Below are 16,100 nucleotides of genomic sequence, written 5' to 3'. Positions count from 1 at the left end.
GCTAAAAAATTAGAAGCCATAGAAATTTCGGTTTAGTGTGTTTAGAGAAATGAGAAAAATGAAAAACTGCGAGAGCGAGAGCATTTAGCAGATGGACTCCATAATTAAGGGGCCGAACCGATTCTACGTGTGCAAGATCGTAAATTGTATTTTGGTGATGAAAAATAAAGATTTCTCCAATAAAATGACTAGGATAATGAAGTGAACTAAGTCCCGAAGGACCTATCCCAACAACAGATGGTCTTTTGAGGATCGTAAAATTTTGGAATGTGAACAAATTTGATTGCAGAAAGAATAAATGGACTAAGGAAGAAAATAAATTGAATCAAATAGAACTCGGAAATTTAGTGGGCGTACTTCACAAGTAATATTGAACTGGGAACGAAGTTATACAAGTCCTCATATCGGGTTACGTTAATAAGCTATCGCAAGTCGAGTTACATCAGAATACTTACTTGGACAATTATACGACCAAGTTATGAAAAGCCAATAGGCGATGCCGTAGCGGAAGCACCGAACGGATAGAGGGAAACCTCTATTTGTTTGGTGCTTTTTCGTTACAGAATAAAAAGGAGGAATTAATTTATGGAAATTATTAATCAATATTTTGGGGAACAAGCAACGGTTTGGTGCTATCTTTCTCAAGGGGGATGCGTGGGACATAGTGAGCATCATGCGGAATGCTGCTAGCAGCATCCAGATGCTATTCCCCGCGGCTAATTTTCGCGAACAACGATCTATTTTATTAGATATTGGCAAAGGCGCTTATTGTATATTGAGCGAATTAAACCAGGAGGCAACATTGGAAGACGATGATGAGCAGGTTGGAATCAAAATCTCGATAGACATCTACAAACCGCTGCTTGACGTTGAATGGATCAAGACCTAATGGATGAGTTGAATAGGTAGTAATTAGCGAGCATGCCATGAAAATAATTGTCGAATATTGGAAGGAGTTCCTGTTGCATTGTCGTATTTATATTATAATGCTCCAATACTTGGCAGCACGATAAATTGCTATAAAATAAAGAAGTTAATGATGCGCGCAACTGATATTGGGGAGTCTTCTAATTTGAAACTCCCATATAACCATTCTTTGCTACCATTTATCGTCTCTAGTCTGATCTACATCGATTTGTATACTTTAGAAGGGCAATCTTCTTATAAGTTTATCTATTGTTTCCGTTTTATCTTTTATTCATATCAATGAATGGATTAAGATAATCTTATCGAATTCAATAATGACTTTAACAACCTGGATAGTTTTCATTATTCCCCAAAAAAAGAATGATGGATATAGCACGCGTAATCCTTGACTATATGGATGCTATATTCTGGATCTTATTGAGTGTAGTTTTATATTTTGGAGAACTTTCAGGTGAATTAGATGCGAATACTATTACATATTCTAAATTTATTTTATTTGGACTCATTATTCAGACAAAAGTTATTAAAGCTTATGCTGGTCAGAAATTACTTTTAATGGATGATAGCAAGCCCAAAAATTAAGGTTCGAATTATCCTAATTGTGGTATCTGATTTGTGAGCCATTAATAATTATCATTAAGGGGAATGCTCGTGAAAACGTTTGAATCAGCAATGATGGATCTCTTTTTAGAGGTATTTAAGGCTTATGTAGAGCGAAAAGATGAGAAAATACTTATTCCGGGGCAACGTGTTGTCAGAGGGACAAGCGTTTCAAATTCCGCTGCACAAGAACTCCCGCATACACATGTGTATAAAATACGGATTTTGTGAACATGTATATTCATTTGTCAAGGATCGACTAATAATCCTTTAATCCTAGTTGCTCCTCGAGTAACAAACAGCAAACCGCCCCAAGGGGCGGCTCCACTTGCTAGCTTCAGTTGTTCACCATCACGCGTGTGGCTGTCTGAATTCCGTTTACGGTAACGGCCGTCAGGGTAAAAGATCCTTTGGTCACGCTTGGATCGAACGTGACATTAACCTTGCTGCGCACCCCATCAGAGCTGTCAGTGAGAGTAACTGTCAGTCCCGCCGAAACGTCATTTACCATGTAAATCACAGGCACCATGTTATGAAAAGGATCCACATTGGCATTTTTATACTCACCTGCGTATTGATCCTTTAGTGTTAAATCGCTCATCAGCATCCAAGTCAGCGCCCCGTCAGCACCTTGTGTTTTCACTGTGACGCCATCGTCATTGTACACTGTGGATCTCGCGAATGTTTTCACAGCGCTGCTGACTATGGATTTAATGTTAATGGGATCGCTTTTCACCGTTATGGCAGTAGACAAGATTTGGATTTCGCCTTTTGCATTCCGATAGGAAGCCGTCACCTTCGCTTTGCCCGCCTTGTTGCCCAACACGTATCCTTTTCCTGACGATACCCCTCCACGAGCCACATCATAAGCATTCGACGTTACCGTGATGATTGTATCCGGTACTTTAACCTCTTCAGCGCTTTCATCTTTGGCGGAGAGCGTAAGCTCGGCGGCCAATTTGTTCACTGATGAGAATGAAAGAGCAGCCGGAGTGCTTATGGACATGCTGTCGTCAAGCGTGCTGTAGATGTCTCTTGCGCCGGTAAGACTGTATGTCAATTTGACGTTTGTCGGATCGATTACCGTGAATTTTTTGGTGACGGACTCAAAAGAATCATTCAGTACCTCCCCCACCACTCCGCCGGTGAAGTCGCGTTTACGGATAGAGAATTTGACAGTCAGTGCAGCGCCTGGGGTCGACCCGCCTGGAGTCATTTTAAACTCCTTGTCGCTAATCTGGGCCATTGTCAAATTGCGCGAGCCTGGCGTAAGCGTCAGGTCGCCGGAATACGTCCCAACATATCCCACGGATGGAGTTACAGTCGCGTAGACGTCATAGGTTACGCTGCGGCCGTTCTCCACTTGATCGATCACTTTTCCCGCGCTGTTGGTTGGCAATACACCGATTTTATCCCCGTACTGGTCGACAATTTGGATCTTGCCGCCCACCGTTGCATAGTCCAGCGCCTTGGCAGCGACATCCGTAATCACCTTAAATCCTGCCGGGTACCTAGTCGATACCACGGGGATAGTCAGTTCGGCTTGACTGTTCACTCCGATGCCAAAGAGTCCCACGAATACGCGTGCCGTTCCTTTACCTTCCAATTTACGAATGTAGAGTTTCCCTTTATTAGGGCCCTCCTTAACAATCTGGCCTTTACTGTCTAGCATGACGGCTGGAATATCTGTGGATGCCCCGGTATACAGATTACTTGAGGTGGTGATGGTGAACCTGCCGTCCTTCGCATTCTGAACGATATCGTCGGTCGACAGCTTGCTGCCCTCCGAATCGTAGGCCACGATCCCAATATATTTGTTGTTGTCGCCATTAGCCCATGTATCGATTGGCTGGACCAGTTCGACCTTCTTGGCTACAGCACCGGCTTTCAGGTTCACCTTGGCCGTGGCAGTCGAAGCTCCCTCAGCTACCGTTAACGTATACTCCGCCGTGTGGTCAATCTTCGCGGTGGTCGTAACCACTACGTCATCCTCACCGTCATTATTGTCATCCGCAAACTGCAGATCAATGTTCTGTTCATTTGGCGATAGATAGGCCTGCGGTTTGAAAAGAACAGTGGATTCCTTGGTTATTAGCCCACCATATTGGTCGTATTGTATGAGCGGGATCACCGCCTTCTCCCCACTGTTCGTTAGAGCTGTCTTCCCGTTTTTATAAGTAACCTGCCCCAATTCCACCTTGGCGACATAGGGCTCACCTCCGACGGTGAAAGTCTTGACTGCCGAGAGATGCTGGTCGTTATCATTGATTTGTACGGTCACTTGGCTCAAATTCGAAATCATGCCGGTCCCTGCAGAATTCAGATTCACGTACAGCTTCCCATCGTCCAATTTGGACAAAGACGCCGTTTCCGCTGTTGTGGCATGCACCGTGTACCGACCTGCGGCGAATGACGCGGTTTCGCCAAACTGGTTGGCCGGTTTGAATTCAATCTTGACCTTCTGTGCTTTGGCAATGATATCGCCGGTATTCACAAACTCTAGTTTGACAAGCTTCTCAGACTGCCCGGTAAACGCAGTGGTGGACTTCTCGATCAATGAGGCTTCCAGTCCGCCTAAAGTTACGGTATATTCCCCTTCGGTGATGTTCGTGTCGGTCAAAGTCAACACCGCCGACCTCTTGTCATTCGACCACTTGACGGAGGCGGCAATCGGGACTGCGTCTTTGGTCAAATCTATCGTAACCTTTGAAGTATCTACGTCGCGATCCAGCGTCACGACTACTTTTTTTACGCCGGTTTGTTTCGCTTCCTTAACGGACACCTTTGCGGGTTTGCCCGCGTCAGCGATCACTTGATCCACTTGATAGAAGCCGCTTACCAGATCGGCGCGGGACGCAGCTTTAGCCCCGTCCGTCCCTAAATCCACTCCATGCGCCTTGGCGGCAGCCAAATACCCGTTATACCACGGCTCCGTTGACTGAACCTCAGACGATTTGCCCAAACCCCTGACCAGCAATGCCGCCAGTTGACCAAGGGTTACACCCTCTCTAGGGGCAAATGTCGATTCGGCCATGCCCTCGATGATCCCTTGAGCTTTCGCCGCTTCGATAAAAGGAATGGACCAGCCGATCGACGCGTCAGCGGAATCGACATCCGAGAAGCTGGAAGAAGCTTTGTCGTCGAGCTTGAATTGGAACACTTTAGCGGCAAGCTTGGCAGCTTCGGCACGGTTCATCTGTCCCGTAAGATCGAAGTTCTCCCCCTTTCCGTCGATATACCCTTTGGCGAGCAGCGCATCGATTCGAGCCTTGAGAGCCGCATCCGCTGTCGCGAGATCTTTGAAATCCGCCGATGTTCTAACTTTCGCCGCTAAGGATGGTGTTTCCGCGGCCGCCCAGCCGACGGAAGCGAACATGAAACATACCAATGCTGCGGATGTCATGACGTGTAAACTTTTCTTCATTTTTTTCTATTTCCCCCTCTAAAATAAGTGAACGATATGGATATCCTATATCAATAATGATAATCATTCTCACTAGATTATAGATGAGAACGATTTTGACGAACATGGACAATCTATAGAAATTGTCATGTACGATTTCCACAAAGCTGCTGGCGGAGATCGTTGATCATCCTCTCGCTCCACGGCTCAAAACTATGCAATCTTGTAAATATGGTATAACATGGAATGTGATGGTTATATTTCAGAATAGAGGTGATCTTCTTGATCATTACCAAAGGGCAGAAAATTGATGTGACAAAGGGACGCAATCTTCCGGGAATAGCAATAGGATTGGATTGGCAAAGTGACGATCCCGCTATCGATATTAACGCTTCCGCTTTCCTTTTGGACGCAAATGGTGTATGTACGAGAGACGAAGATATGGTCTTTTATAATCAACCGATTAGTAGAAATGAGTCTGTCATCCATTCCGAGAACGTTTCTGGCTACCGTGAAACAATTCAAATGGTTCATTCCGTCGTGCCTAAGGATGTAGCCAAAGTTGCTATCACGTTAACGATTCACGACGGTGAAAACAACGGTCAATCATTCGCCAAAGTTAGGGATTCCGTGTGCAAACTATATAACCCGCAGGACGGGAATGAAATCGCCCGCTTTCATTTCGGGCAAGATTTTACGAATGAAACAGCAATCGTAGTTGGAGAGATTTACTTGCATAACGGCGAATGGAAGTTTAATGCGGTTGGAAGCGGCTTCATCGGAGGATTAACGGCTCTAGTCAGAAACTTCGGACTTCATGTATCAGAAGAAGTTACGCAAGAAGTCGCAGCCGCAGCCGTGCAGGAACCCATTAAACAATTTAACGTGGAATTGAAGAAAAAGGAAAGCATCAGCATTCAAAAGTCAACGAAAGTAACGGCAACCTTGGAATGGCAGACTGAAAATGATCTCGATTTATATTGCTTCTATATAACAAAGAATTCTGTTGAAGGAAAAGTCTATTACAATGAACTCGGCTCAGCCAGTAAAATGCCTTATATCCAGTTAGATGGCGATGCAAAGGGAAACGGAAAAGAGACGATAGTGATTCACCGTCCGGAAGAACTGAACTATGTGCTTTTTGCAGCATATAGCGCGCTAAGCAACGGAACCGGGAGCTTTAAATCAATGAATGTACGCGCTGTTGTTGACAATCACTTGGGTCAGGCCGTAGCTACTCCGCTCCATGAGAAAAACGATTTTGCCTATTGGGTAGCAATTGCCCATATCGATTTTACGGATACTTTGCAAATGAAAGTCAGCCATGTCGAGAAATATTCTAACGATCACATGGAAGAAAGTCCGCTTCTCTATCCTGACGGATCATTCCAAATGGATGTTGGACCAATAGAATTTAAAGATGATGATTTTGACTCCTTTATCTGATGATATTGCTTTACCGTGCTCGATAAATCGACCACGGTTTTTTATTTCCCTACCTTTTGAATATAAAAAATACCCGCCAGGGTGGCGAGCATTTCAACTTATATATGGGTTTGGCTTGCTTAGATTTACATCCACCCCTAATCATTTAATCCCTTCCCACTCAGAATTTGCTGCATGTATTTTTCAACCCTCGACTCTCGCGTTTTGGATTGTTTGGGTTCAGAAAAATGAAGAAGGTACGCTCTTTGCCGTCCGGGTGTCAATGCTTCAAAAGCAGTTTTCAAGGCAGGGATTTCATCCAATTTATTTTGAAATTCTTCGGCAATTATGAATTCTGTATTCTTTTTAAAATTCACTTCCAAGCCGGCTTTTTCCACTTCAATGGCTTCATGAATATAGTCTTTCAAGATCGTCTCCATTGCATCTATTTCTCGAACATCCGTGAACCGAATCTGGCGTGCCGCCTGTACGTTCTCCGTTTGTTGGATTAGGATACCATGAGTATCCTTTAACAAGGCACCTTTGTGAAACAGCAGCGCACAGTATTCTTTAAATCCATGGATTAAAACAATGTTTTTATTCTGAAACGTGTAACAAGGATGCATCCACTTAAAATCTTCGGTCAGCTCACAGTCAAGAACGATTTTTCTCAACTTCTCATACTCTTCCTTCCAGTTTTTAGCCTTATTTAAAAATCCATCAACTTTAGGATTTAATTTACTATTAGTCATCATGGAACCCCCCTCTTCTTATCACTGATTTCATATAATTATATCAAGTATCTTCCCGTAATCGACTGTTCCGCTTGGATGATCTGCTGAGGTGTGCCCTCGAACACTACTTGGCCGCCCTTGCTGCCTCCATCTGGTCCCATATCGATGATCCAATCCGCTTGGCTGATTACTTCGAGGTTATGCTCAATGATAATCACTGTATTGCCGGCATCCACGAGTCGGTTCATGATCTCCAGAAGGTGACCGATATCGGACATGTGCAGGCCGGTCGTCGGCTCGTCCATCACGTAGATGCTGCCTTTCTTATGCAGCTCGCTTGCCAGCTTAATGCGCTGGCATTCCCCGCCAGAGAGCGTGCTAAGCGGTTGGCCAAGTGTAATATAGTTCAACCCCACATCACTCATCGCCTGGAGCTTGCGCACAACCTCTTTTAGCTCAAAAAAATTCAATGCCTGCTCCACAGTCATCTCTAACACTTCTGCTATTGACTTGCCGTTCAGCTTGTAGGCGAGTACCTCTTCCTTAAACCGTTTACCTCCGCATACTTCGCATGGCAGCTTCACACTGTCGAGGAATGCAAGGTCTGTATACACAACACCCAGCCCTTGGCAGTTCTCGCATGCCCCCTTGGAGTTGAAGCTGAACAAGCCCTGATTGACCTTGTTCGCAGAAGCAAATGCCTTGCGCACTTCATCCATAATACCCGTGTAGGTTGCGGGATTCGAGCGTGTTGACACTCCTACCGCGGATTGGTCGATGACGATCGCATCCGAATGCTGGCTGAGGAATATTTCGTTAATCAGCGTACTCTTGCCCGAGCCAGCGACACCCGTAACTACGGTCAGCACTGCGGTTGGAATATCTACACTCACGTTCTGAAGATTATGCAGTTTGGCATCCTTGATGGACAGCTTGCCGGATGGCTGCCTGCAATCGTGCTTCAGCCGGAGCGGCCGCTTCATATAAGTGCCTGTCAGTGTACCTGCCTCCAGCAGGCCTTCGAAGCTTCCTTCATACACGATGGTACCGCCGCGGCTGCCGGCGTGAGGCCCGACGTCGACGATATGATCTGCCAACTTGATCACATCGGGATCATGCTCGACGACAATCACGGTATTGCCCTTGTCGCGCAGCTTCTGAAGCAATCCATTTAACCGGTGTACATCACGGGGGTGCAAGCCAACGCTGGGCTCGTCAAAGATGTAAGTGACATCGACCAGACTGCCGCTCAGGTGTTTCACCATCTTGACGCGCTGCGACTCACCACCGGATAAGGTATCCGTCTCACGATCCAGCGTCAAGTAATCAAGTCCGATATCCACCAGATGCTGCAGCCGCTCCGTGAGGGACTTGACGACCGGCGCGGCGATCGCGTCGTCAATCTCCCGAATGACGCGGATGAGCTGCCCGACCTCCATAGAAGATAGCTCCGCAATGTTAAGTCCATTGATCCTGCAGCCCAGCGCAGCCTGACTGAGTCGCGCGCCGCGGCAACTGGAGCAGGGACCCTCGCAGATGTAAGGCGCAACAGCTTGTTGCGTACGCTCGGACTTGGTTTTCACGTCCTGCTTGATGTACTTGTTGGTGAACTTCTCGATGATGCCTTCTACGGTTATATTTACTGCTTTACCAGCGAACTGCATCTCTACTTTCCTCGCCTTGCCGTACAGCAGCTGCTCCAGCTCATCATCTGAATACTCATTCAGTTTCTTGTCAGGATCGAAGAACCCCGATTGCACGAGCATCGACCAATCCATGCTGTTCACCGTATAGCCCGGCAGCATGATTGCCCCTTCATTCAACGACATTGAAGTATCCACCGCCTTGCTCATGTCGACGGACAGTCTGCGACCGATCCCGTTGCACTCGGGACACATGCCTTGCGGATCGTTGAACGAGAACATGTTCGCTTGTCCAACATAGGGCTGGCCCACTCGGGAGAAGAGAAGCCGGAGTATGGGAGAAATATCGGTAATCGTGCCCATCGTGGAATGGGAACCACCGCCCAGCCGCTTCTGATCTACAATCACAGCCATGCTCAGGTTCTCGATAGCATCCGTATCCGGCTGCGGATAACGTGGCAGGAAATTGCGCACGAATAAGCTGAAATTCTCATTCAGCAATCGCGTGGATTCTGCGGCAATCGTATCGAAGACGATCGATGACTTGCCGGACCCGGATACCCCGGTGAAGATCGTGATCTTCCGCTTGGGAATGCGCAAGGATACGTTCTTAAGATTGTTTTCCCTCGCACCCGAGATCACGATATACTCCTGATTCGATTCGCTCATGCTTAACATCCTTCCGATTATGTTAATTTCAACTTTTATATTCACATTGTACCATTCATCGTTCATATAAAGTCGGCATCCCCAACTTTCAGCTGTTCCCGAAACGACAAGACATAAACCGGCTGCAAACTACATGCAGCCGGTTTATATAATTCGAGTCATTTAACATTTGGGAAAACAATTATTGTTCCAACAACTTTTCAAGCTCGCTGCACCATTTACTCACGCCATACCTAGCGCCTTCAAGTCCTTGCGTATTTGAGAATCCGGTTTGTTCGAGATGAAGGTTAACCTTTCCATCGCCTAAATCCTGCAAAGTCCAAGTGGCCGTTAGCTTATCGCCGCTGACCATCGTATAGGACAACTCATTTGGCGGGTCCACGATAAGCACTTCGCCGTCAATTATACCATTCCACCATTCGGTCGGTTGAGTGCGAAACTGAAAACGGTGTCCTACGACGGGTTTAAAATCATTTTCCATAACCCACTTGGCAAGCTTGCTTGAATCGGTTAATGCGGACCAAAGCTTTTCGATGGATGTCGTGTACTGAAAATCCAAGGATAATGTTAAACTCATTCTTCTTCCTCCTCTAATAGTTGGTTCAAGCGCAACATATTCGTAGTCCAGAACTTGCTGTAGAAAGCCGCCCAATCTTGAATTTCTCTAAGTGGAGCAGCGTTTAGCCTAAATCGCGTTTCTCTGCCGACTTTTCGGTCAAGTATCAGTCCAGCTTCTTTAAGAATTGTCAAATGCTTGGATACAGCGGTACGGCCCATTTGAAACTGTGCCGTTAACTCATGAAGCGGTAGCTCCGCTGCCTCTGCTAATATACGAATCAGTTGGCGCCTAGTTGGATCTGCAACTGCATCAAACACATCCCGCAACTGGTTGTTTTCGTTTTCGCTCACAACACCCTCTCCTACGTATTATTACCAAGGGACATCCGTTAATTTCACCACCTGCTTAAAGTATGCGGCTCTTTCCGGACGGAGCGCCCACGAGGCGAGAATTCCTAATACGACACCATTTAGTGTCTATTTAATAATAGGCCACCATTTGGTGTCGTGTCAACAACATTTTAATTAAAAAACTCCATATGTTTTTTTTCCTGCTTATAATAAGCTAATCTGTCTTGCAATGAACCTGTATGAAATTCAAACTTATGACCATCTGGGTCTGTAAAATAAATAGATTTTTTATCTTTTTCATCTCTAGGACGACCTGAAAGGATATTTACATTCAATTTCTTTAGTTTCTCATACATGTCAACAAAGCTTGCTTCTTCAATTGAAAAAGCGATATGGGTGTATGAGAGGTTTATTTCATTGCGAGGAATTTCTTTTTCTACATTTATGGCAAGCCACATCCCATTTAAATCAAAATAGGCAGTGCTTCTCCCCTTCACTAACAGCTTTGCACCAAAAACGCCTTCATAAAACGCAATTGAATTGTCTAAATTAGAAACCGAAAACAAAAAATGATTCAAACCTGTTATATTCACCCTATCACCCCAACCCAATAGCATCATTTCAGTAAAGCATCATTCGTTTGGCAAAATAGCAAAAACTACGGGGTCACCGATAATCTTCTGGATGTCATCATTTGTTACGGTCCTTGTCTCTCCCCCACCCATCTCAAAATGAATGGCAACCGGAACGATTCGCATGGCATACTCACCAGCGGCTGATAGTTTCCCTTCAGTACCTTTCTGATCCCATTCGATGAAAATCGATTGCGAGCTCAAATTTTCGAGAACTGTCGCTGCGAACGGAGGCAGCTTTCTGGTCCATACAAGCTCTTGCTGCTCCAGATGCTTCAAAGCTTCTTCCGGTTCACTACTAAGCTTAAAAATTTGCAATTCGAATTCTGGCGTAGGAGTTACGGTCAACGATTGATTTGAAAGATTTTGGGCGCGCAGCGTGAATGGAATGCCTTCGTCCTGGTAGAAGCCGTGCCGCTGAGAATTTTTCATCAAAGTGAGTGCAAAAGGTATTCCTTTGAATCCTCTAGTCTCTCTCCATTGATCCAAATTGTATACTCTCCAGCTTCCGACTAACGACCTGTCCGTGTCGTTCCGCGGCTTTGGAATCCACAGATCGCCATCGAATCCGCGGAATAAATACCAGTCCAGAATGCCGTCACCAGACCATTTTGCGATGCTTTTCACCTCCTGCGGGGCATAGTAACCTTTGGGATGTGCAATAGCATCAGGGCTTGGATATGTATAAGCGGCCGAGTCCTTGGTCAAGTATAGAATTTCACTAGAGGCTACGGTTCCAAGAGGCCGCTTATGAAGCGACAAACTCGGATTGACCCAAACCATTCCGGTAGAATCCGTCTTTATTTGAAACCAATCCGCCCAGCGAGCTGAAGCTTCCAGTTTCTTCCCCGGTTCGAACCAGATGGAACGATCATTCAATTCAGGTGCGGATGAGCCATAGCCCCCAGTAGGTAGCGTAATGGACTCCTGTACCGGCTTGATGCCGGCTTTTTCGCCGTTCGGCAGCACCCAGCGGGGCCCTTGATCCGTTTGAATCTTGTACCAAACGATTTCCCGAAAACGGTGTCCTTCATTTCCGGTGTCCCATTTGGTGAGGACATGAACGGTTTGTGGAGCGAGAATAATTGGCGCTTTTGTTAGATATGGAATTTCGTACAGCTGTTCCTCACGGGTCAGCAGCATATCGAAGTCGGCAGGCTCTTCCCGGATCTCTTCCAAGAGCAAAGGAGAATATAGCCACATCGGCACCCCGTCTGCCGTATTGATTCGGTACCAGCTATCATAACGCCCTGTAATGTGCACCTCTTGGGGGGGAAGAGTCAAGATTTGCTGCTCTTCGGAGTATGGCGCATCATGAATCCTCTCCGTTCTCAGCGTATGTACCTTGTAGTCCATGGATTCAATCTCTCCGAGTACTACCAAACCCGATTTTCTTGGAATCCACTGCTCGCCCAACCATGTATCCACTTTGTACCAAACGTTCATACCGTCACCTATAGTTTCTTTGACCTTAAGCGTTTGAAAACTGCTTAAAACACCTGTTGCCGCATCTTCGGACATATGGGCATAAAACGGGGCGTCCTTGACGATTGTAATGACCTGTGAGTTGGATGACTCGGACGAAGCTGCAATAGCGCCAGAGGCTATGATTAAACTTGCTGCAGCCACAGCCCATCCCAATAAACCGGATATCCTTTTCTTATTCATTCGCTCACTCCTTCCCACTTTATTAGACGGAGGTTGCATTCAAAAGTTCCTTGATTTTTCCATATCGACTTGCGCCATGAACTCAATGGCACAAAAATCTTTTTAACCAATCCATAATTGTATCTACTGATTCCATATACCTCTGCCCTACGAGTACGCCGGTATGCGTCGTGTTCCAAAGCCCTTTGTATTCAGCACGGAGGTGCTCCGCTGTCACTCTACCCCGAAGGTCGTCATCATTACAGTTTACAGCTTTGACAACCAAGCACGGGCAAGAAATCGAGCTGCTGTCTATGGATATCCCTTTTGCTTTGATTGAAAAGACAAAAGATGCAAATGCCTTCGATGACTCCATGGCCAGATACTTTCTTTGAAATTCAATGTCATCTTTCGTTTCATCTATGCTTGAAAGCTCGTCACGGGTTGGGGCAGGCAAAATGATGCCAGGTGTCGTCTGGTCTAATTCCTTATAGGGTACTACTTCATGAACTTCTCTGCTGATGACCGAATCGATCAACACCAACCCGGCGATCTCGATGTTTTCAGCCAACTTCTGGCTCAAGATCCCACCCATGCTGAATCCGATAAGAATTGGCGGAACACCACACTCCGCGATAATCTCTTTGATATCCTCCAAATAATCCTCGAAAGTTATCTTCGTCATATCCAGCAGCCTGCTTTTGTAGTGGCTTCTCAAGTTCATGACATAGCATTTCCACCCTTCACTGATAAAATGAGGAATGTATTTGCTCCACATCCAGCTTCCTGTGAAAGCACCATGTACAAAAAGCAAAGGAGGCCTATTGTTAGTTGCTACCTGGAGGTTCTCACCCTCGAATATCTCTAGAAATAAATCGTTTTCTCCAATGTATTTCTCCGTATGATCAGGCAATTCTTTCGTAAAATCTCTCATGATAATCTCATCCTTGTCATTTAGTTTGATGTAAAACTATTTATTTAAAAAAATTTAAAAGTTTTGATAAATCTTTTTTAAAACATTCAGCAAATCTTCTTTTTCTTTATCAGAAATATTTAAATAAAACACATCTAACATTTCTTTAGATATGGATTCAAAGATCGTTTCCAATTCACTCCCCTTACTAGTCAACGCAACATAAACAACTCTCGTATCATCTCTGTCCCTTTCCTTTGTCACATATCCAAGCCGGACCAACTTGTCAACTAGTGCTGTGACCGTAGATTTATCCTTATTAATCCTTTTTGAAATGTCCGCCATAGTAAGCCTAGGCTTCTCAAATAGTGCATAGATGATATCACCATGCGAAGTACCAATACCGTCTATCCCGTGCTTCACCATCTCTGCTACAATGAACCGATTAACTTTCTCTCTAATTTTGGAGATTAATGATATTGCATCTCTAGTTTCCATAATCGCATTATAGTTTGACGTCAAACCAATGTCAACTGTAATTGGTATGCTTGCCGCGGCGGGATGGCTGTCAGGAACTGCTTTTTATTTCAAAAGAGACTTAAAGCTGCTCAATCCTGCTTCTCCATTAACGAACAATCGGCGAATTAAGAGCGGATTCTGGTCAGGTTTAGCCATACCTTGCTCGATCGTAAACGCATAGCGAAACCCATGCTCTTTTAATATGTGTAAGGTGGTCTGATTTCGCTCCCCAAATGGGTAACAGTACACGTCTGCGGTAATCCCAAGTTCTTCCTCAATTTGACGCCTTGCTTCCGTTATTTCAAAGGTTTGCTTCTCTGAGTTCAACTTTGTAAGATTCGGATGAGTCATTCCATGTGGCTGGATGTCCCACCCACCCTTGTGCATTTCTTTGATTTCATCCCAATTCAGAAAATAGCCATCTTCAACCATACCCGGTGAGACAAACAGCGTTGCACGAAAATTGTGTTTAGCGAGAATCGGCAACGCGGCTGTATAATTGTCTTTGTACCCATCGTCAAAGGTTAAGAGTATAACTTTGGCGGTGGGTTTCTCCCCACCTTCCCAAATATCGATGAATTCTTTCAACGTTAACGTCTTATATCCCTGATCGGCTAAGTACTGCATTTGCTCCTCCAATTTTGCCGGAGTAATGGCAGCGGTATTGCCAGGCTGGACTGTTACACTATGATAATTCAGGACAGGAATGCTTATTTGTGCGGTTATAGATGCCGTTTTATAGACGGAGTCCTTCACTGTGGCAATCGGTGTTGCTGTAGGAGTAAAAGTTGCTATTGCTTCAGCGGCCAGCGGTGTCATTAGATTTGGCAGCTCTTGTTGTTTAGTAACCTCATCGTTCGGTACCTCTATGGGTAGAACAGGCAGGTGCTGTTCCTTAAATTCGGGAATTGGACCTTGTATCAGAGGGGCTTCTCTCGAATCCGCCGTTATCTGCGTTGGCCGAAAGGACTGTGATGCTAGGAACCATATAGAAACAGTAGCAATCAGCATTCCTCCAATGATCAGAGTGAGCCGCCAATTCGAAGTAGTCATGAATACCAGCACCATCCGTTTCATAGAATAATGGACAACCTATTACTCTATTTCTATCCGAATTCATGCCAGAATATTCCGCTACCGCTCTAACCTAATCGAAATGAAAAAGGTCGATAACCTACTCACTATGTAGGTTACCGACCTTTTTCTGCCTAAACGGCATCTTCCCTCATTCAGCTCCGAACTAAGAAGCAAATGCTTCTGTCTCGCGAACTAGCGATTCAAAGATGCGAACCGCTTCAGTCATGCCCGCCTGTTCAGCCGACAAACAAGCAAAACCTTCCCGCACGCGCTGCTCAAAATTGGCTGGGGCAGCAGAAAACTGACCACATTGAGCTACGGCACCTTTTTCATTGAGTAGATAGACGCCATTGCATGCGAAAAGCACTTGAACCAAGCAGCTTACAGTCCGAAAAAGATGACCAGCCGCATAGGAAACGTCGCTACGACTCCATGCTTTTTTGGCGTTTGCAAGCGAGAAATCCGCTTCCCACATGAACTTGGAGATCGTCGCTTGCCGCAATGCAGCAGGATAAGGATCCGTGCGTTGCTTCATGGCCAGGACAAGTCCATCAGGATCCCAAAGCAGCTTACAAGAAGCCACTTCTCCCATATAGATGGACGTGCAAAATCCATGCGGATGCCCCGGCTGATAATGAATGTCTAGGCGGCCTCGCGAGCAATCGTCAATTACGCTAGTTACTCGCGCCACATCGCGATAAAGAATATCGAGTGGCAGGCCTCCCGACTTTAGCCAACCCCCACCATTGATCCATGGTCCCCATTCGCCCGTTGGCGTAATCAGACCCTTGCGCCGCTCATCATCAAGTGACGTTGCTATGAGATCAAGCGCATGCATATCAATAGGCTGATCTGGCTGATAATATAGGCCTAAATCAATGTCAGACTCCGCGGTTTCCGTTCCACGTGCCCTTGATCCGCCTAAAACAATCGCCTTTACGCCAGGAATATGGCGTAGTTGCTCAACAGCTGTTGCAATCACATCATTCGCAGCCAATAGAT

The 16,100-nt window shown here is 45.7% G+C and carries 14 protein-coding genes; 3 read left to right on the top strand and 11 right to left on the bottom strand.

The window, feature by feature from the left end; translation table 11 throughout:
* Positions 1–664 precede the first annotated feature (664 nt).
* On the top strand, positions 665–889 hold the full coding sequence (locus HQN90_RS29690; RefSeq protein ID WP_173225899.1) for a hypothetical protein: 225 nt from the start codon (positions 665–667) through the stop codon (positions 887–889).
* 689 nt (positions 890–1,578) lie between these two features.
* Positions 1,579–1,758: a hypothetical protein gene (locus HQN90_RS29685; protein WP_173225897.1), complete on the top strand. Its 180-nt coding sequence runs from the start codon at positions 1,579–1,581 to the stop codon at positions 1,756–1,758.
* A gap of 106 nt (positions 1,759–1,864) precedes the next feature.
* Here the strand turns inward: HQN90_RS29685 and HQN90_RS29680 are convergent, their stop codons facing one another.
* The gene (locus tag HQN90_RS29680; protein WP_173225895.1) at positions 1,865–4,951 is read right to left on the bottom strand and encodes an S-layer homology domain-containing protein; all 3,087 of its coding nucleotides are present in this window, start codon (positions 4,949–4,951) and stop codon (positions 1,865–1,867) included.
* 252 nt (positions 4,952–5,203) lie between these two features.
* Here HQN90_RS29680 and HQN90_RS29675 point away from each other — a divergent pair, with 252 nt between their 5' ends.
* A complete protein-coding gene (locus tag HQN90_RS29675; protein WP_476739328.1) occupies positions 5,204–6,376 on the top strand; it encodes a TerD family protein in 1,173 nt (390 codons plus the stop codon).
* A gap of 137 nt (positions 6,377–6,513) precedes the next feature.
* Here HQN90_RS29675 and HQN90_RS29670 read toward each other — a convergent pair whose 3' ends face one another.
* From HQN90_RS29670 to HQN90_RS29625, 10 genes are all read right to left on the bottom strand, one after another.
* On the bottom strand, positions 6,514–7,107 hold the full coding sequence (locus tag HQN90_RS29670; protein ID WP_173225912.1) for a YdeI/OmpD-associated family protein: 594 nt from the start codon (positions 7,105–7,107) through the stop codon (positions 6,514–6,516).
* Between the two features lie 38 nt (positions 7,108–7,145).
* Positions 7,146–9,401 carry an ATP-binding cassette domain-containing protein gene (locus tag HQN90_RS29665; protein ID WP_173225893.1) on the bottom strand — a complete coding sequence of 752 codons (2,256 nt, stop codon included), beginning with the start codon at positions 9,399–9,401 and terminating at the stop codon, positions 7,146–7,148.
* 181 nt (positions 9,402–9,582) lie between these two features.
* Positions 9,583–9,978, bottom strand: a complete 396-nt coding sequence (locus HQN90_RS29660) for an SRPBCC family protein (RefSeq protein ID WP_173225891.1) — start codon at positions 9,976–9,978, stop codon at positions 9,583–9,585.
* Positions 9,975–10,310 carry a metalloregulator ArsR/SmtB family transcription factor gene (locus HQN90_RS29655; protein ID WP_173225889.1) on the bottom strand — a complete coding sequence of 112 codons (336 nt, stop codon included), beginning with the start codon at positions 10,308–10,310 and terminating at the stop codon, positions 9,975–9,977. Before HQN90_RS29655 ends, HQN90_RS29660 begins: the two co-directional genes overlap by 4 nt.
* Before the next feature lie 170 nt (positions 10,311–10,480).
* Positions 10,481–10,927, bottom strand: coding sequence for a FosM family fosfomycin resistance protein (fosM, locus tag HQN90_RS29650; protein WP_216855503.1), 447 nt, complete (start codon positions 10,925–10,927; stop codon positions 10,481–10,483).
* A 15-nt stretch (positions 10,928–10,942) separates the two neighbouring features.
* Positions 10,943–12,610 carry a hypothetical protein gene (locus HQN90_RS29645; RefSeq protein WP_173225887.1) on the bottom strand — a complete coding sequence of 556 codons (1,668 nt, stop codon included), beginning with the start codon at positions 12,608–12,610 and terminating at the stop codon, positions 10,943–10,945.
* An 82-nt stretch (positions 12,611–12,692) separates the two neighbouring features.
* The gene (locus HQN90_RS29640) at positions 12,693–13,523 is read right to left on the bottom strand and encodes an alpha/beta fold hydrolase (RefSeq protein WP_173225885.1); all 831 of its coding nucleotides are present in this window, start codon (positions 13,521–13,523) and stop codon (positions 12,693–12,695) included.
* A 54-nt stretch (positions 13,524–13,577) separates the two neighbouring features.
* Positions 13,578–14,000 carry a MarR family winged helix-turn-helix transcriptional regulator gene (locus HQN90_RS29635; RefSeq protein WP_173225882.1) on the bottom strand — a complete coding sequence of 141 codons (423 nt, stop codon included), beginning with the start codon at positions 13,998–14,000 and terminating at the stop codon, positions 13,578–13,580.
* Positions 14,001–14,084: 84 nt separating this feature from the next.
* Positions 14,085–15,074 carry a polysaccharide deacetylase family protein gene (locus HQN90_RS29630; RefSeq protein ID WP_246362902.1) on the bottom strand — a complete coding sequence of 330 codons (990 nt, stop codon included), beginning with the start codon at positions 15,072–15,074 and terminating at the stop codon, positions 14,085–14,087.
* Positions 15,075–15,261: 187 nt separating this feature from the next.
* Positions 15,262–16,095: a nucleotidyltransferase domain-containing protein gene (locus HQN90_RS29625; RefSeq protein WP_173225880.1), complete on the bottom strand. Its 834-nt coding sequence runs from the start codon at positions 16,093–16,095 to the stop codon at positions 15,262–15,264.
* Between the last annotated feature and the right edge of the window lie 5 nt (positions 16,096–16,100).

The sequence above is a fragment of the Paenibacillus alba genome, assembly GCF_013204855.1.
Lineage (GTDB): Bacteria > Bacillota > Bacilli > Paenibacillales > NBRC-103111 > Paenibacillus_E > Paenibacillus_E alba.
Note: the sequence above shows the minus strand (reverse complement) of the source record. Positions and strands in the feature narration are given on the sequence as shown.